The organism is Enterococcus sp. 3H8_DIV0648, from assembly GCF_002140655.1.
GTDB classification, from domain to species: Bacteria; Bacillota; Bacilli; order Lactobacillales; family Enterococcaceae; genus Enterococcus_A; species Enterococcus_A hulanensis.
Genome location: NZ_NGLG01000002.1, coordinates 1,008,617 through 1,035,200 on the forward strand (window position 1 = coordinate 1,008,617; position 26,584 = coordinate 1,035,200).

A 26,584-nucleotide genomic window follows, 5' to 3' on the forward strand; every position below is an offset into this window, starting at 1 on the left:
CCTTTATATTATCATCGCTAATTGAGCCATCAATATATCCTCGTCCGATATACATAACAAGTTGGATTTTTTTGACCTCCTCAAGTGACAATGTTTTTAGGTACATTTTCAATCCTTTTTCGTTATCTTTGCTTTCAAACTGCATAACCCTTTCTAAAGTTTCTAATTCTTTGTTGTCGATTACCATAAATTACTCTCCTCCCTTTTTAATATAACCACTATTATACTAAACCCTCTACATAAAAAAGTCCGGCAAACACTGCTGAGATTGGCGGCAAATCAGTGTTTGTCAGACATATTAGTTCAATTGGCGGGAATGTGTGGGATTAATCCTCCGATTTAATTAGCCTTCAATAACTATCGTTAAAATTGATTTAACGCCGATTGTCTACCAATTAGTTTAAATCATTGTTTTTACTTATACAATGAAACTGGTAAGAAAACTGATAAAATTAAAAAAATTTGCATAGGCAGAATTGTTATTTAACTAAATTTTTATAACTGTAAAATGTTGAACAAGAGAAAGTGCATTTTTTAGAGGAAATGCATGATGAAGGGATATTCGAAGTTTCTGTTGATAATGAGTTTGATGTTTGGATAATGATTGATTTCTTATTACTATATGTAAGTATCCTTTCATTAAGTTAAGCCCCCTACGATGTAGAGGGCTCTTTTTTAGAATGGTAACTTATTGTTATTAAGGGCAATTTGCATTGCTGCAACCAATTCACTCTTACTACTGATAATTCCATCAACAGTAGTTTTGAAGGCTCGTTGCAAGGCCTTAATCGTCTCAGTGCCGCATAAACCGTCAAGTTCTCCGGAATAGAAGTTTTTTGCTTTCAATCGACGCTGCATTTCTTTGATCAATTGTGAGCCGATTAATGTTAAATCAAAATTTGCAGAGTAAATGTATTGATTACATTTTTCTCTGTATTGATGACTGATAACGCCATCGCGGGCTGACATACCGCAGTATTCCTGCAGCCGAAGAGTAACTGCTGGTCCCCACATACGATCAACAGTAAGTTGAACCATCTGAGCATGATCATTTCCTGATACATCCCCTGGACTGGCAGCTGCGATTATTTTGAAATACCTCACAGGTAATCCGCTATAATCTCCCATGTAGCCTTTTGCTTTTGTGGAAACAACATTTCTACTTCCAAAACTATAGCTACAGTGACAAATCCGCATCGTGTCCAAGCTACCTGTCCAATTCGTTTCGAAATATCCTGTGTGACCAGCCGATCCCGCACTTGCCCCTTCCCAGCCTGCAATGAACAGACACCCTTTTGTGATCTGTTCTTTTGAAATTTCTTTCAAAACAGATCCTTTTAATTTGAAAAGTGTTTCTGTATTACCTAGACCCGAATTAGCTGGTAAAAATCCTGCGGCCATCATCGCACGATAAATAAAAGATGAACAGTCCTCATACCCCGGCTGTCCGCGTTTACTCATAGAATATGTGAGCTTTCCTTTTTTAGAATCTCCATAACTCAACATTGCAGTAACAGTCATATTGAATCATCCTCTCATCTGACATTGTTTTCTTGATCGTCTGGATCGACATCATCTTTTTTCTGATCAATTAGAATTCCTTTACCCAAATCGTAAAAGCCCCCAGCTGCAAGACCTGCTAAAAAACCAGCCCAGATAAAGATTGATAGTTCGTTAGGATTAAATGATATAGCGTATGCGCCGCCGATAAACACACCGATGATCACGTTGATCACCGGCAGTCTCCTGGCGTTTGTAATCTGCGTTTTAATCAATGATGATACTGCTAAAACTATTGAAACAATAATTGTTGATGCTGCTAAGATTTCGTTCATTTTATGTTCCTCCCTTGAGAAGTTTAATTTCCTCTCTCAAATCATCTACTTCTTCTTTTTTATCTGCTATTTGCAATTCCAAAAAAGTATTTTGCTTTCTTAGTTCAAGAATTAACTCGTTCTTATTTTCCAGTTCGCCTTTTAACTTGTTTACCTCTTTTTGAAGCTCTTTAACAGTCTTTTCTAAACGGCCTACTGTGGCTTCTACTGTGGTAAATGCCCGCTCATCTTTCGAATTATTTCGATTTAAAAACACGGTAACCAGTCCAGTGACCGCACCCAAACTACCAAAAGCCGCAATGATAATTGTTGCCCATTCCTGTTTCATAAGGGCCACGCCCTTTTCAATTCAATCCATGTCACACAACAGTAGCCGATGATCAGCACAAGATTGGGCGAAATAGAGTGCTGATACACACTGTAGATAGCGTACGCTGTTGCTAACATGATCCATAAACCTAATGAGATAGCAGCTGTTAATTGTGCTAAAAACGATTTTTTTAATAGAAAAGCGACTAGAAAAGCTAATGAAACGGTTATTGTCAATGCTATGAAATACTGCTCATTAAAGATTGAAAGTAAAACTCCTAATCCGCCTAACGGGCGACCTCTGGAGTCGACTAGTTGAAATGTCGGTACATTCCACGCACACAACCAATAAAAAAGGGATACTATTCCAAGCAAAAGCGAAATTGTTCTATTCTTCATGCTCCACCTACTTACCAAAAAATTAAATAAATTACACCAAACCAAAAGAGAGCGCATCCGACAAGAAGCGCTCTCCAAACGTTGTGTTTTTCAAGTTTCATAATGACCCTGCTTTCAAAATAATAAGGTGTGCCCAGCCACACCTTAGAGTTTATTCTGCTAATTCAGGTAAATCCATATCAAGCAAAATTTCTTTCACTTGGTCACGGATTGTCGCTGGCACATCATTAATCGTTTTCTTACCTTTGATGATTAATGTCGCGTATACAACTGCCATTTCCTCCACCTCCTTCTTGAGTAAATAAAAAGCAATCTTAGTCCGCAACATCTGCAGACAAGATTGCTTGTACTTCTTCTTTAATTTTTTCAGGCACTTCGTCAATTGATTTCAATCCTTTTTTTATAAGATTTACATAGACACTAATCATTACTCAGCCTCCTGTTCAGCTAATTTCGCTTCAAGTTCAGCAATTCGCATCTCGTAATCAAGACCTAACTCGTAAAGTTCTGCAATTGCCATAAATGCATCAGTTAATTGCATATCTTGATTTTCAACATCCTCCGGTGTGGCCGCCTTAATGAACTGCCATTCGTTTATGTTGAAATCAAAACCTGTGATTTGAATGCCGTCTCCGGTCGGTGGCTCAATTTCGGTGTGCGGATGCATGACAGCTTTCTCTATTGGCCAAAACATCGGTTCTAAATCTTTCAAAAACCGTGTATCAAATACTTTTTTGAATCCTTCCATTTGCCATTCCTCCTATTTACTTTCTAATGCTGAGATCCGATCAGCTAAGTCATTTAATTGCTCTAAAAAAGGTACGTTATACTGCGCGATCATCAACTCAAAGTGTTCGTGAGCCGAAATTTCTATAGTAATATCTAAACAAGCATAATCAAGATATACTGAGGAACCCGCCACTCCATCAGAAGCTTCCGCATAAGCTAAAGTATAGGCAAACCCATTTGATTGAATTCTGTTTTTTAACCACCAATCAGTCTCGTTCATGACTATTTTCTGAATCGTTTCGGAGGTATGATGCGGCGTTCCTGATTCCCAATTACCGGGTTGATATCGTTTTGCAACCAATTTATTACCTGACGGACCGCGTCCATAACCCCAAATGCTATCCTGAATTTTTACTATCAATCCATTTTGTATTATTGAAAACTTATCTTCATCTGTGACTGCGCCGCGGTCATTAAAGAACTGGTCCCCCAATTCATTTTTTAAAACTTCAAAAACGTTATATGCTAAAACCACTTGCCCTATTTTAGTCTGTTGTGCGTTACTTACATGCAGAACAGCATCGTCCAATGCATATAACTTAGGATAATCGACATAGCTATCAGGGACGAACTGACTAGGTTGTAACAGATTTGAGTTTGCTAAGAAACTTGCGTAATTAGGATTTCCAACAAAACTTCCAGCACTTTTATTTTTTAAATCAATTCTATAAGTAATCTGAGTCCTTTCTTTTCCAATTATCATATTGATCACGTTAGCGGAAATTTCCTCGCTGTTCATCGTCTCACTTTTTCGATAAACATCAGCAGCGTCAACCTTTTCATTAGTCTCAATTAACTGATTGGATAGATCTATTTGAGATTGTTTTAGATTCTCAGATTTCTGCTCTAAGGTAGACGTATCAGTTTTTAGTGTAGAAACTTTACTGTCCAAATCGGCTGTATCGGTTTTTAACGTTCCTGTTTTCTCTTCTAAACCTTTTACAGCTACATCTAAATTTTCTACCTTTTGCTTCGTAGACTTAAATGCAGTATCAACTGCCTCACTGGTTGTTTTCAAATTGCCAACTTGCTTATCAAGAGATTTTACTTTTGTGTCCAGAGCTGATGTATCTTTTTCCAACTGAGTCACAGACGTTTGGATTACTGCTAAATCAATGCCTAGTTTTTTTGCGGTATCTGATAGCGTTTGATATTGGGTTTCTTTATTTTTCAAAAATTCTTCAAATGTTTGAGCTTTAACGCGCTGCGAGTCCTCAAACTCAGTGTTGAATTTGCGAATTAGAGCGTTCAAAATTGAAATATAAGATTCTGCTTCTTCCCAGGTAATATCCACGTCTTGTATGACATTTATAACAAAGTTCTCTGTAGTAGCTCTGGTCGAGTTTTTCTCAAAGGCGAAGTAAGCTAGCTGATACTGATCTAAAACAGAGAATACCTGATTTGAAAAAGTATATTTGAATTTTCCATCCTTGAGCGATTTAATCTCTACGTTATCAGCATCTACAACGACCGTAGAAGCACTAGTCGTTCCCTCGAATCGTATTGAGTAATCTGTTAAATCAAACGGTTTATCATTCTCTAAAACATTAACAATAAGGCCGGTAAGCATGTTGTCACCTAACCGACCCGTAACAATTTGATTTAAATTTTTGGAAGCTGCTTTGTCAATATCAAGATAGAATTCCTGATAATGTAAATCTGCCATTACCTCGCCCCTCCCTATTCGGTTGCAAGACTGTCTTCAATCTCACGAACTTTTTTTGTAAATGCGTCTATATCTTTTCGACACTCATCCTTATGTTCGTTGTACAGTTGACGGCTACTGATTTGTTGAGAGATACTAGCTGAACCTTCTTGATCTTCGCTGATATTAGCATTCATATAGATCACACGTTGCCCTTCTACTACAGACTCCCCTGTAAGGGAAATAGATTGTTTTGTTTCTAACATTTTCTTTTTCCTCCTTCAAAAATTGAGAAAGCCGTTTATTCAGCAACTTTCTCTGTATCATTTTTCTCAAATTCATCAAGCAAGCGATCGTAAATTTCCGCATCTTGACCTGATAACTCACCGTCATACTCGCTTAAAATTCGTGGAATTTCAGCAAGGTTTTTAATGAACATACCATCTTCGATGAATATTTCTTCTTCAGACAACGCAAACTGCTCCTTGTTGAAGGCAACAACCTTCTCTGCTACCCGCTTAGATTCATCAATAAGTTTTCCATTTTCGTCTAACAGTTCAAATTCATCCATCAATTTCTTTTCATAATGAGAAAATTCTTCATAAGCTTTTACTAATAAGCTCACTAATTTTGATCGATGGCGACTGTCAGCCGCTTTTAAACTAATTGATTGTAAAAAGTTAATGGCTGAAGAGAGTTCTTTGTTTTTCAAAATTATTTGCATTGCTTTCTCCTTTTTTATGACTATAAAACTGTCCAAGTTCCCCATTTTCGTTTCACTAAAACATTACCATCACTTGCAAACATAATTCCTGCTGCTCCATTATAAGTTTGCCAACCAACTCCTGTTGCCCCTCCGCTAAATGAAGTGTCTACTAGCTCCATGACACGATTGCCTCCGGAGCGAACAAAATAGTTATTTCCAAACTGTCGGGCAGAGGTTACTGTAATCACACCAGTACCATTAAAATAGGTATTACCATCAAAATATTTGGTTCCCACTAATGCTTTTCCATTCATATCAATATCACTATAAGTTTTAATAACTCCAGTATCGCCATTTATATCTAGAGCCTTGAGATAAACATTATCTGCTGTGCTACTTCCTTGATAGCCTAGTGATAGCGTGTGGCCTTTCTTAGCCCAAAGAACCACAGTTGGACCGCTTGCCCATGAAAGTGAGCCAGCCCATTTTCCCGATCCCCATATTTGAATACCATCCGAAAGATACTTTGCAGATATAGATCCGTCTGATCGATTTGATACTAGCCCTTCACTAGTGATTTTCACATTGTTAGATAACCCATTCCAATTGGTTTGAACAAACGATGATAAATTCCCAACAAGCTTATCTACATTAAGGTTGATAATATTCACATTCGCTGCATTTAAAATACCTGTATTAATCTTATCAGCAATAACGCTTTCGATAGCCGCGCTTTTTATTGCTGCATTTTCAATATACGTCTGCCCAGTTATTCTGATTTTATTCGCGGCGATCAGGATAGACTCGTCACTAATATTTATTTGATTAATGACATCTCCTTTTTTTACAGATAGGTTAATATCGTCCTGTAAAATGTGGATTGCTCCTTTATTTCCTTCAACATCACTAGTAACAAGCGAGATTTGATCAGATAAAAGAGTGACTTGTGATTTATCTGCCTTGTCCGCAACTGTAAGTTGGAGGCTATCTACCTTTTGGCTTAGATTAGAAAAAGCAATTGTATCTACTTTCCCCAATACATCTTCTTGTAAAGTGGCTACTGTACTGTTCAGACCATCATAACTACTTTCCAGAGTTCCAATCTGAATCGAATGACCTTCTACTTTGGAATTAATTACCGAGAATTGACCAGCAATTGTAGTAACCTCTGTTTCTATGTTAGTCACTTTTCCAGAAAGTGTGTCTACACTGGATTGAGTGGCCTTCTGCTTGATTGCATCAGCATTTTGTGTAATAAGTGTTTCATGACTTTCAACTTTTCCTGATATTGTATCTACTTCAATTTTAGTTGCTTTTTTGGCAATCTCTAATTCGTTCTGAGTTATTTGTGTTCCCTGCGTTGCGACTGTACCTTCTAAGGTATTAAATACTGAGTGCTCTACCTTTGTAGAGAGCAATCCTTCAACTCGTATAATTTCTGTAGTCATTTCATCATGAATACCGTTAATACCAGCTAAAGCTTCTGCAGCATCTTCAACAGCAGAATTAGCCGTATTTTGAGCATCCTCTGCGTTTTGGACGCCTTGCTCCGCAATTATTCTTGCATCAAGTGCTGCCTGTGCAGAACTATTTGCACGCTCGACAGCATCTTCCGCAATCTGTCTAGCATTGTTTGCATCTGAAATAGCTTTCTCAGCCTCTTTTTGAGCAGTATCTATCAAATCTGTAATTTCTTTACTTGGCTCGGTTGATACCTGTAACTCCCAGTACAGAATGCCACTTTCGTCCTCTTCGTAAATCCACATCTCTACATACGGTCCATTTGGTTTAAACCATATATCTCCTTTTATGGGATTTGATGGTTCTGTGTCCCCTCTGAAAATCCGATTTACACCGTTAGCCGCAATTTGCTCTTCAAGAAAATGAATGACCTGATCAATGCTTCCACGATATTTATAAGTGGTTGAGGAACCAGAGGTAGTCTGAGCAGAAGTTTTCATTTTCAACCCGCCATTGTAATCGAATGACAGCAACAATTGCGGGACGTGGAAACGTCGTTCTTCAGTATCAGTGATTGTAATCCAATCTCCCGCTTCTAATGCAGGATTCCCTTTCCATTCCATTTCGAAAGGAATAAAACTAATTGATCGAATGTTTTGCCAAATATCCTCAAGAAATTGATGAGTCATTACAGGGTTACTTAGTTCGACTATATTTCCAGATGTCGTTCCAATGCTCAGCGTTTTATCCTCGGACATATCTTTCTGTCTAAGTTTCACCTGTATTCCATCAGTCTTATATGCTTTTTCTCTGACCTCTAACCCTTTCAAAAAATAATCTGAATCTACAACTTCGTAGTCAGTTGTAATCAAATTACGAATCTCCATTTTTCCTTCGCGATTAAAATGTGCAAAGGCACAATGAAATTGTGCGATAAACCCGATTGCTTCTCTACATGTTGCACCATCAATCATGTTAATCCCTCTGTTTGATAATCTAGAGAAATTAGTTTCATCAACCTCAATTCCAGCTTGGTTACAGATTTCTAAAGCAACCTGCCTGATTTCTGCTGGATATGAAAGAGTTGATTCATAGGGTTTTTCCATATAAAGAAAACCGTCAGTTGCTTCAACAGTAGTTTCTATGCTATTCCTGTTCCTATAAAAGTCATCAACATAAAATTTCCCCATTGAAACATATTGGATCTGCTCATTTGGTTCTTCCCATCGATCAACCTCGACGCCAAGAAATACTTTTACTTCCTGATCATAGTCAACAGTTTCAAGAATCCGATCAAAAACAATCTTCACAGAATTACTATATGTTGATCCAATTTGAAAAGACGATCCAGACAAAATGCCTAGATCGCCACTAATTGTTTTTATTTGTTCATCCGAATAGACAGAACCATTGATCTCGACTTTTGCATGAATCTTTCTTGTATCAGATCGCATCGCCGCAACGAACTCATCAGTTGTTTTTAGCATGCAACCACCTACTTCTCAACGAAATTGGCTTTTAAGCCATTCCATTTGATTTTTGTAAAATCACGGTTCCATGAAAAAGCTGGAGCAGAGCGATCACCCGTATAAAACGTTCTTGTTTCTAACCCGCCACTTTTAGCATCAGGGTAGGTACATTGAAAAAAAGTTTGGGAAATAGCATTAAGAATAGTTGAGACCTCTCCATCAGAAAGAGGCCCCCACTCAATCGTTAGCTTTCGTTTTTCGGTAATCTTATCTCGTGTCATTTCACCGCTTGCTGTTCTAGTTGATTGACCGTCAATGTCCATTAAGTCCCACTGAAAAGATTTAGGAGTGGTGATAGTCACTCCATTGATTTGCAAATAACTCATACACTCACCCCTTAAATAATTAATTCAATTTGACCAGTTTTTTTATGGTACTTGTTAATTCCTTTGACGGACACTTCGCCTAACCTAGTGCTATCTACTTGCAGGATTACTTCAAGTGTAGAATCCTCATCACCTGACCCAATACCGTTGCTCGCACCTAGCATATTGACTAATTGAAGTATTGCCTCAGTAACTTTGTTGCCAATCTGAGAAGCCATTTGATTCCCTAATTCTGATAAGTCATTACCACGGAATGACTCTAGTGATCCGCCTCGACTACCTCCTCCAATGCTCAATGAGGAAGGTTGTGTTGGCCGGAAAACCTCTGGCATCGTTAACTCCGGAACTCCATCCATTCCCATAAAGTCAAAGGCATCGTTCATCAGCTCTAAAGCTCTAGCTGGTTTCGTTAGCGGAAGTATCATTTCGGGTTTATCACCTTCAGAACCTTCAAAGAAACCATGCTTAGAAATCAAGCCTCCATTTTCAAATCCCGTAAAGCTATTGATCATATCAACGACCATATTGACGACTGCATTTTTTGCATAGCTCAGAAAACCATCAACAATTGACCATGCAGGGTTATCTAATCCTGAGAGATTTACAAATTTTGACATAGCTTCCTCGACTAAAGCTGATGGATTAGAGATAACATTCCACACGTCTGAAGCAATTCCTTTAGCACGATCAAAACCATTCGAAAAGAAGTCCTTAAACGTTCCAAATATCCCGCCAGCATAATTAGGAATCATATTACCAGGCATTACTTGTGCTCCTCTTGGTAAATCAACCAGCATGTTTCTTTGTTTAGGGAACATCCCCATTCGACCATCTGGCAGCTTGAACATTTCTTGATACTGAGAACCAGGCGCATCATTGACTAAGGCTGGACCACCTGGATGATAGTTTGTGCCTTTTGCGTAGTATGGAATATCCCAAGTGTTCAGACTCCATCCTGCATTAACTGAACCTAACACCCAGTTAATCCCACCAATGATCGAATTTACCGCATTACCAATTGGTCGAACCATAGAATTTGCAATACCACTAATTGCATTCCCAATCGCATATACACCGTTTCTCAATCCATCGGCTATTTTACCTGGTAGTTCAGAAGCCCAACTTCCGATTTTTCCGAATACGTCTGAGGCAGTGTTTTTTACTTCATTCAACTTTCCAGAGACACCATCTTTTAAGTTAGAAAATGCTGATACTGCTTTTGTCCGAGCAGATTCCGCTCCACTCCGAACGGCCTCTGCTGCGCTTGACATTTTAGAACTAGCTGTACTTCGCACTTCTTCGAATTTACTTGCAGTATTGCTCCTCAACTCAGACCATTTGGTGGTTGCCCAGTCCTTCGCTTGACCGGCTTTTGTTTGAATCGTAGTTGCTGCGCTAGACATTTTTTCGCTTACCGTATTCACAACACCAGTAAACTTTTCTTTGGTAGAATTGTATATTTCGCTAGCTTTGGTAGTCACTGCATTCTTAGCTGCTTCCCATTTCTCAGAAGTCCATTTTTTGACACTTTCCCATGCATTTGAAGTGGCTGTTTTTATACCTTCCCACTTTTCACCGATCCAACTAGCCAGTTGTCCCGCTTTTTCCTTGATGGTATCCCAGTTTTTATAAAGAAGCACTCCTACCGCAATAAGAGAACCAATGATAGCTACGGCTATTCCTATAGGGCTGGTCAGAAATGCAATGGCTGCAGCTAACGCACTTGATACTGCCGTAGCAATTGCAGCGACAGTATTCCAAATTAATACTGCTGCATTCACTAGGCCTAAAGCGGTCGCGAATGATCCAACAATAAGAACAAAATTCGAAAATCCTTCTGAATGTTCAGAAATCCAATTTCCAACTATAGTCAGCGCGTCCCCTATTTTTTTCAACACTTCAACAATGATTCCGCCAGTCCATTCTGCAATCGGCTTTAATACTGAGTTCCATAGGAAATCGAAGGCCGGTTTAAAACCATCAATTATTCCACTAAGCAGAGTCACTGCTCCACTTAACGCATTCAGGAAGGCGGGTATCAGATCCTGAATCGTGTAGCTAGCGAGTGGCAGGAGTACATTCTTATAGAACCATTCCAAGCCGTCTCCAATGTTTTTGGTCAGCGGCTGAATAGCTTTTAGTAATCCGTTAATTGAATCTAATAGCGGTCTAAAATCAAGCTTTTTCGCCCATTCCGCCGTCGCTCCTGTCATCCTATTGATCGTGCCTAGGATCGTATCCAGAATCTTCATGATCCCTTCAAAGATTTTTTGTCCTCGACTATTCTCATCCCAAGCAGTTCTGAAACTCTTCGCTAAATTCCCAACTGTATTAAAGATATTTTTTATAATATCCATGATGTTGGCTAAAATGCTTTCGCCTATTCCACTTGCAAAAGCTTTGTCAAAAGCAGTAGTGATCGAGTTGATCAACTTCAAGACTTCAATTAGCGCGTTGAAAATAGATTGAATCAATGCGGTTCCGCGTCCATTGTCGTTCCAAGCGTTTTGGAAAGCTTTTCCGACTGTCTCAAGCAAATGGAAAATATTGGTGTACATTTCAATTAGTTGTCGAGCAACTTCAATTCCTGTTCCATTGTTCCAAACATTTCGGAAAGATTCCGCAATATCATGTAGCACCTCTAACCATTGATTCAACGCATCAAAGATTTGCTGAATCAATTTTGTCCCTCGACCGTTTTCTTCCCAAGCGATCCTGAAGGCTCGGGCGATATCGCCTATGATATATAGCACATCACCCAAAAGTATCAATAGGTTTTCAACGAACTTTTGACCAGTACCATTTGTCCATACTTCCATGAAGGACTTCCCAATTGCACCAATCAACTTGCCTATTTCTGATAGCGAATATTTGAACGCGTCCATGACACGTTGACCTTGCGCATCCCAAGCTTTCTTTATTGGATCAAAGAGTTTTGACATGATGTCTTTAAACTTCTTAGCAAAATCAGTCAACCATTTCGGAGTCTCTGGTACTGTAGCGTTTCCGAAATCCGCCCAAGGCGCCCCACCACCACCTGAAGGTGATTTAGGTCGATCAGGTATTTCTTGTGGTATGAACTCTTCTGGTTCGTAATCATCCATACCATCATCAAAATCTAAAGTATTGATTTCGTCGAATCCCATCAACATCTGTTTCAATTTCGCAGCTGCTTTTCTCGCTTTCTCGGATGCCGCGTGTTGTTTCTTCATTTGTTCGTTCGATTGTTTAATAGACTCAGCCATATCATCATAGCCATCATCTACGTCAGCGGCGGCCGAAGAATTGTCTTCCATAGCTTGAACATTATCCATTAAGCCTTGCGCTCCGCTAAAAGCGTCTCCGATCTTTACTCCAAACAGCGCAGAGACAAATCCCGCAATATAGCCAGTTACTTTAGCCAAGCCCGACATCAAAGCGTTTAATGCAGGAAGAATCGCCTGGTAAATTGGATAAAAAGCAGTTAGTAAATTAACCTTGATCTGATTCAACGATGCAGAAAATTGCGTATTTGTTTGTAATGCTTTCCATAAGCCTCCGACAAGAGTCATGATGCCTTGATACAAGAAGGTGAAGAGGAACAATTGAGACCAGAGCATCTTCATAGACATCCCGAATCCTCTCATGCCTTTCGACATTCTGGAGGTTCCATTTGTCACTTGATTCGATTGATTAGAGAAGATGGAACCCATACGACCTATTCCACTCTTAAAAGTGTTACCAACGCTGCTAAACATCCCTTTTAAGCGCCCGAACAATCCTTGTGAAGTTTTTGACTGCCCTGACAAGTTCCTCATCCCATTTGAAGCCATTGCTGACTTGGTAGCTGTTTGCCCTAGTTCAGTATTCAATCCAGCTAAAGCCTTCTTCAGCATCCCCGAACGATCATCCATAGAGCCAAGCTGTTGCATCAATTTGTCATTTTCAGCAATCAACTTCTGCATTCTAGTTTCTAGTTTAGAGATTTCTCCGGAAGTCTTTGTAGAAGATTTTGTATCTTCATACCCAGAAGTTTGCCAACCTTTTTTCCCAAATGAGCCCTTCTCAATCTGTTGTTGTTTCATCAAGTCTTGAAGCGATTTGACCTTCGTTCTCATTCGTTCAATTTGTGCTTCGTTCTGCTGCATCTGTTGTTCGCCGCGCTTTATAGAAGATGGTATTGCATCATATTCAGCTTTCATTTTCCGCACAATAGCCTGCGCATCACCTTGTGCTTTATTCATCTGAATTTGAGCGCTAGCAATCTTTTCATCGATTCTGCTAGCTGCTTTACCATCTCCTGACCATGCGGCTCCATTCCGGTCGCTTTGCAGATTTGAAATCTTTTGTTGTGCAGCTCTTGCCTGTTGCATCTTGATATTCACTTTATCAATCTGAGATTGGACATCTTGAGACATTTTCGAAACGCCTTTAGATACGCCGCTGGATAATGCAGACCCTGTTTTTTTCCCCGAGTCACTAGCAGCTTGTTCCATCTTCGAAAAGTTTTTTTCTACTGAGCTTGTTAACTTCTCAAGATTTTTATTCATCTTTTCAAAGCCAGTATTTGATGACAAATCTTTTTCAACCGATTCTGTGCCTTTGTTTGTGATGGAGGATAGCTTCCCCATAGCTTTTTCCATAGAGGAAATGAATGGTGCCATCTTTTCCTCTACTCTTTCGATATTGGCATCAAAAATTATTTCGAGAGTTTCTAATTCCATTTGCTATCCCCCTTCCTTTTTCTTGGCGTTAGTTCGCTTGATTGCCGCAGCAAGTTGCATCATGTTCGCTTTCTGAGCCATCCACTTTTTGTCTTCCGCTGAAACTTGCGCTCCGTTGGCGACTGACCCGTCAAGATTTTCATTAGATTGAGTATCTTCAAAGAAGTCATAGACTTTTTCAATCGCAGGCGTGTTTTTAGGATCGTTAAACGAATAAGCATTCAAGCGTGCAAGTTTATAGTCCATGATCGCTTTTTCTTTCATTTCGCGTTCACGGACCTTTTTGTTCGCTGTCGCTTGCACAATGATTTCTTCTAAGGTCATTGACCAATATTTGTCGGCAGGTATGCCCGCTTCAACAGCGGGCTCATACATCGCTACGAAGAGTTCAGAAAGAGAAGAAAAAGAGTTTATACTAGACTCGTGTCCTTCTTGTCCGCTTCTTCCTCCGGTTCGTCCTCGTCGCTCTCGAAAAAACCTGCTTTTTCCATTAAATCCTGAATAGTTTCCATCAATTTGGTCATTGAACCACCACCGCTAATGTACTCGTCGTACAGAGCTGGCATGTCCTTCATCTTGATTCCGTGGTTCATGTTTGCTGAATGTAGGATAATTAACATCTCGCCTAATCGTGGCATCTTAAATCCGCCATTACTTGTCATCATGATTCCGAGTAATGATTTACCGATTTGTTTTTCAATATCAACAGTCGCTTGTCCTGTTAAGTTTAATTCAAGTGTTTTTGATCCGAATTCAAAAGTTACTGGTTTCATATAATATTTCCTCCTAGTTAAATATAAAAATAAGGACTAGGTTTCCCCAGCCCTATAACATTTGCTATGCAGTTGGCACGAAATCAGGTCCATCAGATACAACGATAGACAACGTGAAGGCTAATGCTCCATTTACTTCTGCGCCGCCCATTTTAACAGTCGGCTGACCTTTGAACGTAAACTTAGAGCCGTCGGGAAAAGCTAGTTCCCAGTCCGCTTTCGTATCATTTGCTTGTAGGGCTTCCAATGCGCCAAATACAGCAGCGTCAAATAAAACACCGAATTCTAACGTATCTACGTCCTGTAGTCCGGCAATGTAGCGCTTCTTGCTATCTGACAAATCAGTAACTTCGACCTGCTCTGGATCTCCGCCTACATCCGGTGTGCTTTGTAACCCTTCTACATTCGTAAAACTAGAACCTGTTGTTTTATATCCTAATTTTGTGCCTTTAGATAAAAGGCCCCGTTCTCCAGCAAACATCTGTAAGTCTAGAGAAAATAATTTGATGTTTTTCATGTGTCTTCCTCCTAATGTGTGACCAGCAGAGTTTTATTATTTACAATGCCAGTAAATTTTAATTGCACACGAAAAAGGCCATCGACATTTCCGTCATTGGCCTCTTCGTTTTTAAATCCTATTTCACTCATCGCGGTAATTACTTTTTCAGATAAATCACTCAGTGGACTCCGGCTGTCATAAAGTTCAATAATGACAGTCCAATGAGTTAGCACTTCGTTCATCGATAAATCTTGTTTGTCAGGCTTCGCTTTAGTTGAATACACTGCCGCTGGGAACGTAGCCCATTCTTTCGGAGTGGTGGAGCTGATTTTTTTCAACTCGCTAACTCCTTTTAGTGCTTCAACTAAGTCGGGTTTTATATTGTATCTACTTGCCAAGTTTCTTCAATCCTTCCTTTACTCGATCGATATAGTAGTTCGGAATATCGTCGATTATTTCTTCTAAAGAAGGATAGAGCCAAGGTCTTGCAGGTTGGCCGCGTGTCATATAGAATTCATTTCCGTTAATTAAGATTTTGGGAATTCCATACACAGCTTCTAAGTCAACTGAGACTAAATGAACAGGAATAAACCATCGCTCTGTTGTGTAAGTCGGATTCACGCCAGGCGGCAAGTCTTTAGTTGATTCAGCACCAACAGGACCTGTACCAAACTCTCGAAAGATTGCTTGAATCTTGTCCGACCATACACGTCCAACAATATTGCCTGATCCGTCGATTACAACCTCTTGTTTGACTGAACCGGCTAACTCACCAGAACCGTGCTTAATTGATGATTGAAGCTTACTACTCGCTCTTGCTACAACTTCATCTACAATATCGAAGGTCGCATCAAAGGTCGCATCTTCAATCACTTTAGGAGTAGCTTTGAGCTTTGACTTCAAGCTATCCCAGCCTTTAAATTCAACACCCATAAGCTACACCCTTTCTAACATAATATTTTTGTGTTGTGAGAATTCTTGAATAGAAATGATTTTAAAATCGGGATCGGCGTCCTTATCAACGAAAACACAAACACCGTCACCTTCATTTTCGCCTTCGTTAATCAAATCACCCTGATACTTGCATGATTTGATGTATGGTAATCTTTCTCCATACAACTCTACAGCCATCTTTCCTCCGGCCGATTGGACATTCATTTGAAATGTCGATCGCTGTTTCGAAAAATCACTTAATGCATTTCCTTCTTCATCTTTAGTGATGATTCGTTTTTTTAAATAGCACGTTCTTAAATCTCTTTGTCTCAAGCGCATGCAAAAACCGCCTTTCTATTTTTTAGAATCGGCGGCCATTTCGTCTAAGATTTCTGCTTTTGATTTAGTGTCTTTAATGCATGGAGACCCTGCATCGTTTTTAGCAGAACTCAATATTTTGATTCGCTCCTTAGATGGATTTACTTCCGAATCTTTGTGAGGATATACCTGTCCAACTTTATAAACACGGCCATCATCCTCAGCATCGGCAAAAGTTCGAATAACTTTGTAAGCCATTTGATCACTCCTTATAATGATTTTACATTTGCTAATCTGTATCGGTTTAACTTTGCCTGAATACGTTTAGGAATACCGATTTCGAACGATTGCGACACCCCGCCTTCAGTTCTGGCGGTTTCACCTTCATTTCCCTCAGTATTCCTTCTAAAAATGTACAGGTCCTTAATTGCAGACGACATATTTTCGACGATCACATCCCGATTACAATAATCAAGAGCATCAATCGCTGCATCTTTTAAATCATCAGCTAAAACCTCTAACTCAGTTTCGCCGACAATTGAAAACTTTCGAGCAAGTTCTGTTTTTAATTCTTTAATCACTTTCTGATTTGTTGGGTTCATCTGATCCCTCCTAAATCGTCAAATTATGTTCCTTAACCAATTCGATTAAGCCCTCTCGGTCAATACCTTCCGGAATTACTACTTCTGCTTCAGTAAGAGCTTTCTTTAAAGTTGTCTCTTTTACACCTTTAAACGGGTTAACTTCTAGCTCTTCTACTAGTTCAAACAGTTCATCATTTGCATGAGCCTCTTCAATCGTAAGTTCCTGATCCTGTTCGTATCGTTTCCCCGAATAAAATACGGGGAAACCTTTCACTCTAACTTTTAACATACTCGTCTACCTCCTAGGCAATTGGTTGTGCTTGGAATACTTCATCTGCAGCTGCAAAACTTGGTAATGCAGTAGCTACGGCTTTCGTCCAAGTGGAAACAGGATCACGGTTTTCTTCATAAACACAAGCTAATACATTCCCAACGATGCTAGTGTCAACAGAAGGGTCACGAGTTAAACGAGTTTCTTCTGCAGTTGGTCCGTATAATGTTTCACCCAAAGTGTCGTCTGTGAACATAACAAAGCGATTTTCAGGGAAGTATTTCTTAGTAGAGTATTTCCCGTTCTTACCTTGAACCTTATATTTCTCATCATAGGTTCTGACAATTGGGTAACCATGAGTTTCCATGAATGCATCAAGGTCTCCTTGAGAGACTACACGACCAGACGCACTCCCAAAAATAGCTGCAATGATCTTTGGATGGGAAGCTAACGCACGATATACCTTACGTGATGTCAAAGCTTTGGTCGGTGTTGCATCCATCACATCAATCCAGCGTTCCAAGTCTTTCAACGGATCAGAACTTGCATCAGACCACATAGAAGTACCTGTTAGAGCTTCTTGATGTTCTGCTGGAATATTGTAGTCAACATTCAGGTTTAAATTGTTTTCCGAAACGGTGATTTTACCAGTTGCTAGCATTTCCATGCGCATTGCTTCAACACGAGCACGAACTCCCGCGACTAGATTGTCGATGTCATTGTATACGCGCCCTACTAAATAATCTTGTTCCGCTTGGGTACGAGGATGTTCTAATGCGACGATATCTTTTTCTTTCAATTGCAACTTACGTTTGATCAAAGAAAGTTCCAATTCCCGTTTGCTACCCTCACGAGAACCGATTTCAGTTTCGGTATCGAAATCATGAACTGATGCAGCAATAGGAATTCGACTCCCACCAGTGATTTGATCAAATGATAGTGACGGTGTTTTTCGTTCTGGAAACAGTGTTTCACCAAGTAACGGTGCGTATTCACGATCTCGAACATAATTCAAGACCTCGTTTTGAGTAAATAAGTCAGTAATAGCTGGCATAATTTTTTCCCCCTTAAATGTTATCTGAATTTGATTTCTTTCATTGCTTCTTTAGCAGCATTATCTACAGCAGCTGGCAACCGTTCTTCTAAAACATATCCTTCGACCATCACAGCACACGGTTGTGGACCAGTCTCTGCTGTAACAGTCACATCGTTAAACACGATTCCTTTTGCAGTTGCGTCATTTGCCGGATAAACTTCACCAGCTTTATAGCTTTTATCTGCTTGTTCAGTAAAGTTTTGATATTTAGCACTCGCTAAAAAGTTGATTTCTTCAACAGTTTTTTTCTTTCCTACGAACATAATCTTTTCCTCCTTGTTTTAGCTCCAAAGATTTGTTTTTGGAGCAGTTCTTTCATTGGCCGCCTTAGCAGCTTTGCTTCCGATTGAATCGATTTTTCCATTACTAGAATTCGCTGGCGGCGTGTTTGCCGAAGCCGCTAAGCGTTCATTAACCCCTGCTTCAACAGCTGATCTGAACGCTGTTTCAAGACCTTCAATTGATTTCTTGCATGACTCAGCATCAGTTAAAACTACTGCATCAATTAACTCTTTAGGAAGATTTTTCTCAGTTAGAGTTTCAAAGGCTTCTAGTCGCAATTCTCGACGCGTAATATCCGCTAGTCGTTCTTCTTCGGCCTCTTGCTTTTTCTTTTCTGCCATCTGAGCTTTCTCTTCAGCTGTCATTTGAGCCATCTTAGCTGCTTCTGATTTTGCGGCTTCAATCGCTTCTTGTTGCTCAGTTTTCCATTTGGATTGAGCTGTTTCCAATGATTTTGCTACTCGCTTATCAACAAAGGAGTCTAGTTCCGATTGATTTGCAAATGAAATAGGTTCAGCATTACCATCGCCAGAACCGCCATCTCCTCCTCCGCCGTCCCCATCAGCAAACAACTGAAGGTCAAGCTGTAGCATTTTCTGTTCACATTTTTTTAGAATGAAATCTTTCATAATTGAACTTCTCCTTTTCCCATGCACATCCAAAATTGGGCATAACAAAAAGCACCCCATCCACGCAAGACGCCCAGACACAGTGCTTAATAGTTTGTTATTCAGTTTTGAACCCACACACGATTTTAGTTGCTCACTTAATTTGTAAAGCCCCAAGCAGCTGATGGGCTAGATATTTCGATTGAACTGTAAATCACCCTCACGAACTGCACTATCAACATCTTCGATTGAGTAGCTATCGTGAAAACCGACGAAAAACTTATTGGATTTGTGTCGATAAATTTCCCACCCGTTCATTTTAGGCAATCCCGTACTAGAAAAACCTAAGTTCATCAGATGATTAAGTGGATTACTAGTATCTTTCATTCCATCACTCCTCTCATACACAAACAGCAAGTAATTATTGGTGTGTGCTGTAATTAATTGAACTGTTTTGCTTCATCGTATTTCAATATAGCAAACGATGAAAAGAAGTTGATTTTTTTCAGGTATATTAGAGAATTCTTATTTTCAAACTGTAAAAGCTTGAAATTCCAATTGATCAAATACGTTGTTCATTGATTGTCCATTAAAGATCGGTTGATCTAAAGCGTCTAACCAATCCTCCGAATGGGATACAGCGAGTTCTTTCCCAGGTCCTTTAAAGATGGCATATCCATCTTTTTCACGATTCCAACCGATATAGTAATTCTTATTGTGGTAAATAAACTCGATCTCTCCATGAACTTCAAGATTAAGTTTAATCCGATCTTTTAGATTCATCATTGGACCTCCATTCATTAACGATTTGTTCACCTAGCGTTGGTTTGCGCCCTGGTCGGTGATCAGGTATTTCTTTTTTGTTTCTCCAATAATAGTTCCAATCGTGAGTATGTGGAACTATCTGATGGACATCAGGTTGCTTGTGATTGGTAAAATCAATATCCAGTCTCGGTTTGCCATTCTTGCCATAAAAACGTCGCCGATAAAGCTCGCCATCTCGATACCAATCACATACTGATTTAGGGTTATTTTCAAAAGGTATCCCATGTGAGTCAGTAATGGCTGAATAGTTTTTGAATGCTTCCTTCATCCACTTCACATCACGATAAGTTCTCTTTAGTTCTACCCAACCCTCATCATCATTATACTTGGTTTCCTGATACTCTTCCAATGATTTCGGGCTATAATCCTCACCTAATATATCTTTCAGTCGTTTGAGATCAGCGGTGTCTTTCTTTCGATTGATGATTTTTTTCTTTTGAGACTCGATTTCATCATCAGAATATTTTTCCTTAAGCTTTTTCATCCAATCATCATAAGTATCCCGTTGCTCTATTGTCATTGTCTTCCCACTTAACGGATCGTTAGCAGTCCGTTTGCCATTCAACGAACGCTTTCCAATAAACGCAACAGCAATGGTTCTACACCAAGGATGAAAGGGCGGATACGTGCCAAGAGAGCCGTTTACTACAGCTTCAGAGACAAGATAAATCTTTCCGTCTTTTCCTTGGCAAATCTTGGATGTTCTAAAATCTAAGACAGCAATCAAACGGTACTCTTTTACACCCCTGTCACGCCATCCCTTGAGTTTTGCTTGATTCGACATGTAATTGACCTCAGTTCGAATCAACCGCTGAGCGACGCCAATAGAACGGTCAAATTCGGCTGCTATAGCTTTAGCCATTTCAAACTCGGACATTCCTGTCATTGATTCGACAGTAAACAGTTCTTCAAGACGTTTTGCTAATGCTTCAGTATCTGACCAGATACGCTTTGAATAGTTAGAACCGTGCCAATGGCTGTCTAAGATGTTTTGAGTGTACTTAGTTGAAAGCTCCCTAAACTCATGAGTGACTTTTCGATTCTTTGGATCGTTCCATACCTCGATTGGGACGTTTCGTTGTTTTGCCTGTTTGAACCTCTCTATTTTGGAATCGTACTTTTGTCCATCCCAAACATTGATAATTGAATCTGATTTGGCTTGCTCAATTTGTTGGATTACTGTTTCTGCAGTTGCTTCGTTGTACGAATCATGAATGACGTCAATATAAAAATCCGTAGACTTATTTAACTGCACATCAGCTATTTGTTTAGATACTAAAAAAGACTTGGCTTTCAAGTCTTCAGCTCTAGTTATACGCTCTTTGAACGCAAGCGCATTGAGTCTTTTCTTAGCCGCTGCTTGCAAATCAGGATTTTCAACATCGGCTGCCAGTTTTCTCAACTCAACTAGTTCATCAACGCCGACCGTTTGATTTAAAAGTTGTTTAACTTCATCTTCGTCTAACCCTGAGCGATTTTTAGCACGATTAAAGAGCTTCGACGCCTGCTTTGTTAAATACGATTGGGCTTTCCTATATGCTCTTATGACCGATTGTTCGACACTCTGGGCGCCATCATTGACACGCTTTTCTTGTCTAACACCACGATCTATCCAGTAAGGATTTTCCTTGTTCTTTTTTTGAGCCATGAAATCAGCTCCTAGTCAGAAACAATTTCATAGGTTTTATCGAATATTTCTGCTTTGCATGGATAGAACTCCCCATTAACACCTTTGATGATGAAATCATTTCTGCCAACTTTCATCCTGCCTTCTAAAGTTTCAATGTACATCTCTTGATCATACTTGTTGATAAAAGCTTTTCCTTCACAGAATTCTAGAATGTCAGTAATTTTTCTATTTGCTGTCGGAATAACATCGACAATAACTGGTTTTTTCCTCGCTCTCATTCAATCACCTCCACACAAACATTTTCTGGATACTGCATCTCAATACTCTCCAAACCGTGTAATAACGTGGTAAGAAGAATCGCGTTCTTCCTAGTTGGTTCGAAACTAATTGTCTGTCCGTTTTCGGAGTTTGTGACTCCCACTTCACCAGATAATTCATTGATTATTGTGATGAACAGTGCTGAAACTCCTGCACAAACAATATCGGTACCCTTTTCGGAGAACTGAGCATGACCATTCATCGTAATACTGGAAAAATAATCATCATTCTTTTTGAACGTTGCTTTGATCATTGTCTCCCTCCTCTGGTGGTCCATCTAAATCTGAGTGACTATCATCTGCTTGAACGCCCATCACTTTAGCTTGTAGCTCGATATTCTTTTCTTTTTGTTCATCCAACATTTCAAGAACTTCCGCTGGATCATCAATGTCATCCAACCAACCTAATGAAATAAGAAGTGGAATGAACTCCTGCGAATCTCTAATCTGCTGAATAACATTGCTACGATCGATCGGAAGGTTAGGTTTGAATTTGATTACCGTTCCTTCGACATCAACATTATGACCTTTCACATTCAAGATATTCTGTATCAATCGAAGACGTTCGAAGATTCCATCCTCTAAGTAACCGATTTTGGTAGCTAAGATTAGCAGCAACCCAAACAACTTATATTTCATCGCTTCTCCACTGATGTTTCCCGCGAACTGCTCATCGTTTAGATTCGGTACATAGGTCGTTTTATGAAAGTCAGACAATAGCGAATCAGCCAATGTTTGGACTTCTGATTCTTGGAAAGTATTTGTCACATACTCAGCATTTGCTCCTAAATCTTTTGATGGAGCTTCCAATATGACATTACCACTTGAACTTTTTTCCGCGTCATCCGGCAATGAGAACCCGTATAAAATCATAATTGCTTTGATGAAATTCTCTTTATCCTGTATCCGATCGGTCTGCAATAAATTATACTTATCAATCTGCGACAGCTGCTGCTCGTAGTCACCCTGTTTTTCTTCGTTGTTTCTGAATTCAATGACAGGAACTTCGCCATAAAAGTGTTCTTTGAAGCTTGGTTTACCTAAAGCATCTGCTTCAGACAGTTTTTTACTTTTTGATTTGTAATAGATAATTCCTTTTGATGTGTAGACTTGAACTTCCCAGAATTTTTCACGTTTCAGATTTTGTTTCTCAACAGGCCGGATAGCAAAGAGCTTGTTACGATCGACAGTATCATCAACAACTAACATCATTCCTCTTGGATCAATCCAAGCAACCTTCGGAATGGTCTCGTCTACAGTGCCTGTCTTAATGCTCAAGTAATGCAGTTCATACCCTACACCCATCGCTGACAGACCTTTTTCTAATTCTTTATCATGCTTTTTAATTCGCATGGCATCTAACGCATTTAGCACCGGCTCGATATCATTTTCTTTTGCTGCTGTATAAGAAACTGGCGCACCTACAGTAAAACCTACCATCATGTCAGTGACGTATTTGGCATTGTTAACAAATACCTCGTCGCGGTCATGTGGTAGGTCTGTTGGTCGTTCGCCTTTTTTATGTGGGTTCCCTTCATAGTAATCAAACAGCATTTCTAATCTAGGAATCTCTTTCTCGTGTTCCTCAATGCAATAATTGATTACATCGAAACTAGGATTGTTTATATCACCAGCTAGTTCACGATCAATTGCAATAGCCATCTTTTCACCTCTATCAGTTTAAGTATTTTGGTTTACGTTTTACTTTCGCAACACGGTTAGTAAATACATCCTCTAATGCATATCTAGTAGCATCGATCGAGTGGTTGTTTTTGTCAGGATAATCTCCTTTGAGATTTTCATTCTTATCTCGTTCAAGTTCATAAGTAGTGAATTCTCGCTTAGTGTTTGGACATCGATAAGGATCGATAATTATTTCTTCAAGATCTTGCAGGAATTTAATCCCATGCTCAATGCTTCCTGGTCCTTTTTTAGCTCCGGTAATCTTCAAACCTAATTGACGCAATTCATTATTAGTTCTCGGCTCTGCACTATCTGCAGTGATCACACCGCCGTCCACATCTACTTTCTGAATTTCTTCAACTATACGAATATTTGACAGTGCTGTTTTATGAACCTCGGCAAAGATGTAAAGCTTACGACGGGTCGAATCATAGTGGTTCTTTGTATAATGCATCGGATCGCCAGCGTAACCATGGTCCATCCCTCGATGAATCTTATCGAATGATGAGATTTCTTCATCGCTGATTTTCCTCACTGTAATATTTTTGAATACTTCAGCACCAGTGCCGGTTACTTCACCTAAATACTCATGCTTGTATTTCTCAATATTTACGCGTTTAAGGTGTTCTGCTTCTTGAATGAATAATTCCCCTAGCCATTCGCTAGGAACGTTTCTGTAGTCGCTGTGGTGAACAAAAACATCATCACGAATCTTTTGCGACTGAATTTCCAAGTTTGTCCAATTGGTATTGGATTCCGGTGGATTAAATGAATAGAAAATCTTAATCCCAGAACCACCACGACCCAGTGACTGGATAATCGTTCGGAGTTCAGCCATCGAATTGAATTCATCAACTTCTTCAAACCAAATAAATTTGGCGTAACCACGACGGAACTTAGAAGCTTTTACCTTCTTAGGCTTCTCTGCACCTTTGAAGATGATACGTTGACCTGTTTTTATTTTAGTAATTCGAAGAGGTTTGACTGATGCATGATACTCATCAGTTAGACCTAAAATATCAATAGCCCACAACATTTGCTCATACACTGATTCTCGAAGCGTTTCAGCAACTTTACGAAGTACCACGGCATTTGCATTGGAATCTTTTTCCATACCAAGAATGATCTCCACAGAGATTGCTGACGACTTGGTAGAGCCACGTCCGCCTTTTAGCCAATAAGAGGAGTTTAAGCCGTCCTTTATTGCTTTGTGAAATGGATAAAATGATGAAGCAAGCACGTCTGTTAATTTTACGTTCTTTTGTGTAATTACTTTTGCCATATTGATCACCCGATATCGTCGATGATATTAATGACTGTGCCGCCGTCTTGCTCATCGCCGTCCTTATTGATCAAGGCTTTTGTTGTCTGTGCTTTCGTATGATCTGTTTGAGCCTCCATCAAAGCTAGCCGCTTACGATTGATTGCCAGCTCCTCCAATTGCTTAATTGCTTTTTGAAGCTGAGCGCTGACTCTTGTTAAAGCATCTTCGATTCGAAGGATGTCATCTATCTTCCTTATTTTATGTTCCTTGATTTCAGTCACGATTAATTCGAGATTGTTCTTTTGTTTTCTGGTAGACTCAAGAACTTTGGTTCTGCCGCGAAGCTCTTGTAAATACTCCATTTCGGATTCTGACAATCCATCTTCAGCGGCTTGTATTCGTTTCATCATTCGCAATTGTCGAATCTTTAGTAGCCGCACCTCTTCGGACATCACTAAAAAAGGATCTTCGCTCAATTCTGAGTAAAGGTCCTTTTCTTCTTTCGTTAATGTATCGGCAAAAATAGTTTCGTGCTCACCAGTAGATACTGCGTTTTTGTTTCCGGGCGGTGGAGCAGCACGAGGATTGCCTGAATTCCCTTTTGCGTTTTGATTATTGTTTTGCCCTCCTGGTTGGTCTGTCGCGTTGCGTCGCGTTGCAACGTTTTCTCCATCGTTGCGTTGCCAACTGTCTCTGTTTTTTCTGCTTCGGACAGTAGAGGGGCTTAACCCGTATTTTTCAGCTAATGCCTTTAAAGTTATATCTTCTTGTTCAAATTCACTGCGTATCTTTTGCCAATCTATCACTGCATGCTCACCACCTCGCTCATCGTGTTTTGTTTTATAGGTTCCAGAATTCTCCTTCTGCGTAAAAGTAGATAGGTAATAAGTAATTAGCAACTTTGAATCGCAAATGAGTCTTCTGTTTCGAGTTCTCTTTAAGGCTCTCGTGACGTTTGAACGTTGTGTACTTCCGTCCTACTTCTACAACCTCGCAATCAACTCCGGGTTTAGCATACCGATGATGATTTAAAACTAAATCAACTTTTGAAATCATAGGCTCCTCCAATAAAAAAAGCAGCCCAATAAATGAGCTGCCTGTTTCACGTCTGTCTCTTATACACATCTAGATGTGTATATTTACTTTACATAAAATGCTATGGTTGAATTATCAAATAGAAAAGGAGTGTTCTACGATGAAAAAGATTTTTCGTTTGTTCCTCCTCGGATTATTGTCCGTTACTGTATTGTTACCAAGTGTTGTTACTGCTGCTGATAATGAGAAAAGTGAAGAACCTAGCTCAAGTGTTTATAGTGAAGTTGATGGGGTTGCTCCCATGGCTACTCCGGCCATTGAAGAAATTGTTTTAGAAAATGGCGAATCCTATGACTTCACACGAAAATGTATTTTCTATTCTAGGACGGGTATAATACATTTTAATTTCAAAATGAAAACCAGTTCAGGTGAAAAAGAGGCTTTCTTATATGAATATATTTCAACAATACCAGGGTATAGTGTATCTCCAGCTTACAGGTTCGATAGCGTTGCTGAGTTTAAATCGGATATTAGCAGTAGCCTTGTTAAATATCCAGTTTTTGCCGAAGTTCATGATGTTGGATTCCGAATAACAAACTATTCTGGAGGACCTGTTGTATATAAGGTGGGAATAAATTTTGCATATGGTACTTCCGAAGGTCTTGAATTTGAACTTCCTTAATGAACTGTCTACTTGAAAAGCCATTACTTGATGGCTTTTCAAGTTTCATTAATTGACGTGATCGGCTGAGATCATCGACAAT

General features: G+C 39.5%; 34 protein-coding genes and 1 pseudogene. 1 reads left to right on the top strand and 34 read right to left on the bottom strand.

Annotated features, from left to right (window positions below):
* From A5875_RS23885 to terS, 34 genes and pseudogenes are all read right to left on the bottom strand, one after another.
* A partial coding sequence (locus A5875_RS23885) for a hypothetical protein (protein ID WP_176244769.1) occupies positions 1 to 187 on the bottom strand: 187 nt, incomplete at its 3' end.
* A 488-nt stretch (positions 188 to 675) separates the two neighbouring features.
* Entirely contained in the window at positions 676 to 1,521 is an 846-nt protein-coding gene (locus A5875_RS21005) for a C40 family peptidase (protein WP_088935512.1), read from the bottom strand.
* A 14-nt stretch (positions 1,522 to 1,535) separates the two neighbouring features.
* A complete protein-coding gene (locus A5875_RS21010) occupies positions 1,536 to 1,835 on the bottom strand; it encodes a holin (protein ID WP_088935513.1) in 300 nt (99 codons plus the stop codon).
* Between the two features lies 1 nt (position 1,836).
* Entirely contained in the window at positions 1,837 to 2,163 is a 327-nt protein-coding gene (locus tag A5875_RS21015) for a hypothetical protein (protein ID WP_088935514.1), read from the bottom strand.
* Positions 2,160 to 2,543: a hypothetical protein gene (locus tag A5875_RS21020; RefSeq protein ID WP_088935515.1), complete on the bottom strand. Its 384-nt coding sequence runs from the start codon at positions 2,541 to 2,543 to the stop codon at positions 2,160 to 2,162. The genes A5875_RS21015 and A5875_RS21020 overlap by 4 nt, the downstream gene beginning before the upstream one ends.
* Positions 2,544 to 2,694: 151 nt before the next feature.
* A complete protein-coding gene (locus tag A5875_RS24220) occupies positions 2,695 to 2,820 on the bottom strand; it encodes a CD1375 family protein (protein WP_254911916.1) in 126 nt (41 codons plus the stop codon).
* Between the two features lie 37 nt (positions 2,821 to 2,857).
* Positions 2,858 to 2,971: a CD1375 family protein gene (locus A5875_RS24225; protein WP_254911917.1), complete on the bottom strand. Its 114-nt coding sequence runs from the start codon at positions 2,969 to 2,971 to the stop codon at positions 2,858 to 2,860.
* Complete coding sequence (locus A5875_RS21025) at positions 2,971 to 3,291, bottom strand: hypothetical protein (RefSeq protein WP_088935516.1); 321 nt, start codon at positions 3,289 to 3,291, stop codon at positions 2,971 to 2,973. The genes A5875_RS24225 and A5875_RS21025 overlap by 1 nt, the downstream gene beginning before the upstream one ends.
* Positions 3,292 to 3,303: 12 nt before the next feature.
* Positions 3,304 to 4,998, bottom strand: a complete 1,695-nt coding sequence (locus A5875_RS21030; protein ID WP_088935517.1) for a BppU family phage baseplate upper protein — start codon at positions 4,996 to 4,998, stop codon at positions 3,304 to 3,306.
* 14 nt (positions 4,999 to 5,012) lie between these two features.
* Positions 5,013 to 5,243 carry a hypothetical protein gene (locus A5875_RS21035; RefSeq protein ID WP_088935518.1) on the bottom strand — a complete coding sequence of 77 codons (231 nt, stop codon included), beginning with the start codon at positions 5,241 to 5,243 and terminating at the stop codon, positions 5,013 to 5,015.
* 35 nt (positions 5,244 to 5,278) lie between these two features.
* Positions 5,279 to 5,701 (bottom strand): DUF1617 family protein, encoded by a 423-nt coding sequence (locus A5875_RS21040; RefSeq protein WP_088935519.1) that lies wholly within the window; start codon positions 5,699 to 5,701, stop codon positions 5,279 to 5,281.
* A 20-nt stretch (positions 5,702 to 5,721) separates the two neighbouring features.
* On the bottom strand, positions 5,722 to 8,631 hold the full coding sequence (locus A5875_RS21045) for a hypothetical protein (protein ID WP_088935520.1): 2,910 nt from the start codon (positions 8,629 to 8,631) through the stop codon (positions 5,722 to 5,724).
* Positions 8,632 to 8,639: 8 nt separating this feature from the next.
* A complete protein-coding gene (locus A5875_RS21050; RefSeq protein ID WP_088935521.1) occupies positions 8,640 to 8,999 on the bottom strand; it encodes a DUF6711 family protein in 360 nt (119 codons plus the stop codon).
* A gap of 11 nt (positions 9,000 to 9,010) precedes the next feature.
* On the bottom strand, positions 9,011 to 13,702 hold the full coding sequence (locus A5875_RS21055) for a hypothetical protein (RefSeq protein WP_088935522.1): 4,692 nt from the start codon (positions 13,700 to 13,702) through the stop codon (positions 9,011 to 9,013).
* Between the two features lie 3 nt (positions 13,703 to 13,705).
* A complete protein-coding gene (locus A5875_RS21060; RefSeq protein ID WP_141108371.1) occupies positions 13,706 to 14,077 on the bottom strand; it encodes a hypothetical protein in 372 nt (123 codons plus the stop codon).
* 35 nt (positions 14,078 to 14,112) lie between these two features.
* Positions 14,113 to 14,475 carry a DUF6096 family protein gene (locus A5875_RS21065; RefSeq protein ID WP_088935524.1) on the bottom strand — a complete coding sequence of 121 codons (363 nt, stop codon included), beginning with the start codon at positions 14,473 to 14,475 and terminating at the stop codon, positions 14,113 to 14,115.
* Between the two features lie 64 nt (positions 14,476 to 14,539).
* Positions 14,540 to 14,992 (bottom strand): phage tail tube protein, encoded by a 453-nt coding sequence (locus A5875_RS21070; RefSeq protein WP_088935525.1) that lies wholly within the window; start codon positions 14,990 to 14,992, stop codon positions 14,540 to 14,542.
* A gap of 11 nt (positions 14,993 to 15,003) precedes the next feature.
* Positions 15,004 to 15,312, bottom strand: a complete 309-nt coding sequence (locus A5875_RS21075; protein WP_242551298.1) for a hypothetical protein — start codon at positions 15,310 to 15,312, stop codon at positions 15,004 to 15,006.
* Positions 15,313 to 15,361: 49 nt separating this feature from the next.
* Entirely contained in the window at positions 15,362 to 15,907 is a 546-nt protein-coding gene (locus A5875_RS21080) for an HK97 gp10 family phage protein (RefSeq protein ID WP_088935527.1), read from the bottom strand.
* A 3-nt stretch (positions 15,908 to 15,910) separates the two neighbouring features.
* Positions 15,911 to 16,246 carry a hypothetical protein gene (locus A5875_RS21085; RefSeq protein ID WP_088935528.1) on the bottom strand — a complete coding sequence of 112 codons (336 nt, stop codon included), beginning with the start codon at positions 16,244 to 16,246 and terminating at the stop codon, positions 15,911 to 15,913.
* Between the two features lie 15 nt (positions 16,247 to 16,261).
* Positions 16,262 to 16,483: a hypothetical protein gene (locus tag A5875_RS23890; protein ID WP_088935529.1), complete on the bottom strand. Its 222-nt coding sequence runs from the start codon at positions 16,481 to 16,483 to the stop codon at positions 16,262 to 16,264.
* Between the two features lie 11 nt (positions 16,484 to 16,494).
* Positions 16,495 to 16,827, bottom strand: coding sequence for a phage head-tail connector protein (locus A5875_RS21095; RefSeq protein ID WP_088935530.1), 333 nt, complete (start codon positions 16,825 to 16,827; stop codon positions 16,495 to 16,497).
* Positions 16,828 to 16,837: 10 nt separating this feature from the next.
* Positions 16,838 to 17,098: a conjugal transfer protein gene (locus A5875_RS21100; RefSeq protein WP_088935531.1), complete on the bottom strand. Its 261-nt coding sequence runs from the start codon at positions 17,096 to 17,098 to the stop codon at positions 16,838 to 16,840.
* A 13-nt stretch (positions 17,099 to 17,111) separates the two neighbouring features.
* Positions 17,112 to 18,134, bottom strand: coding sequence for a major capsid protein (locus A5875_RS21105; RefSeq protein ID WP_088935532.1), 1,023 nt, complete (start codon positions 18,132 to 18,134; stop codon positions 17,112 to 17,114).
* A gap of 20 nt (positions 18,135 to 18,154) precedes the next feature.
* The gene (locus A5875_RS21110) at positions 18,155 to 18,439 is read right to left on the bottom strand and encodes a hypothetical protein (protein WP_088935533.1); all 285 of its coding nucleotides are present in this window, start codon (positions 18,437 to 18,439) and stop codon (positions 18,155 to 18,157) included.
* Between the two features lie 18 nt (positions 18,440 to 18,457).
* Positions 18,458 to 19,087, bottom strand: a complete 630-nt coding sequence (locus A5875_RS21115; protein WP_176244770.1) for a DUF4355 domain-containing protein — start codon at positions 19,085 to 19,087, stop codon at positions 18,458 to 18,460.
* Between the two features lie 168 nt (positions 19,088 to 19,255).
* Positions 19,256 to 19,453: a hypothetical protein gene (locus A5875_RS21120; protein WP_088935535.1), complete on the bottom strand. Its 198-nt coding sequence runs from the start codon at positions 19,451 to 19,453 to the stop codon at positions 19,256 to 19,258.
* Positions 19,454 to 19,597: 144 nt separating this feature from the next.
* Positions 19,598 to 19,852: a hypothetical protein gene (locus A5875_RS21125; RefSeq protein WP_141108373.1), complete on the bottom strand. Its 255-nt coding sequence runs from the start codon at positions 19,850 to 19,852 to the stop codon at positions 19,598 to 19,600.
* 454 nt (positions 19,853 to 20,306) lie between these two features.
* Positions 20,307 to 21,539, bottom strand: a pseudogene (locus A5875_RS21130) (minor capsid protein); the annotation flags it as partial.
* An 11-nt stretch (positions 21,540 to 21,550) separates the two neighbouring features.
* A complete protein-coding gene (locus A5875_RS21135; protein WP_088935538.1) occupies positions 21,551 to 21,799 on the bottom strand; it encodes a hypothetical protein in 249 nt (82 codons plus the stop codon).
* Positions 21,796 to 22,092 (bottom strand): ribosomal-processing cysteine protease Prp, encoded by a 297-nt coding sequence (locus A5875_RS21140; protein WP_176244771.1) that lies wholly within the window; start codon positions 22,090 to 22,092, stop codon positions 21,796 to 21,798. Before A5875_RS21140 ends, A5875_RS21135 begins: the two co-directional genes overlap by 4 nt.
* Positions 22,064 to 23,500, bottom strand: coding sequence for a phage portal protein (locus A5875_RS21145; RefSeq protein WP_088935540.1), 1,437 nt, complete (start codon positions 23,498 to 23,500; stop codon positions 22,064 to 22,066). The genes A5875_RS21140 and A5875_RS21145 overlap by 29 nt, the downstream gene beginning before the upstream one ends.
* 13 nt (positions 23,501 to 23,513) lie before the next feature.
* Positions 23,514 to 24,803: a PBSX family phage terminase large subunit gene (locus A5875_RS21150; RefSeq protein ID WP_088935541.1), complete on the bottom strand. Its 1,290-nt coding sequence runs from the start codon at positions 24,801 to 24,803 to the stop codon at positions 23,514 to 23,516.
* 5 nt (positions 24,804 to 24,808) lie between these two features.
* A complete protein-coding gene (gene terS, locus A5875_RS21155) occupies positions 24,809 to 25,591 on the bottom strand; it encodes a phage terminase small subunit (RefSeq protein WP_088935542.1) in 783 nt (260 codons plus the stop codon).
* Positions 25,592 to 25,980: 389 nt separating this feature from the next.
* Here terS and A5875_RS21165 point away from each other — a divergent pair, with 389 nt between their 5' ends.
* Positions 25,981 to 26,502 (top strand): hypothetical protein, encoded by a 522-nt coding sequence (locus A5875_RS21165; protein ID WP_088935544.1) that lies wholly within the window; start codon positions 25,981 to 25,983, stop codon positions 26,500 to 26,502.
* Positions 26,503 to 26,584: the final 82 nt, after the last annotated feature.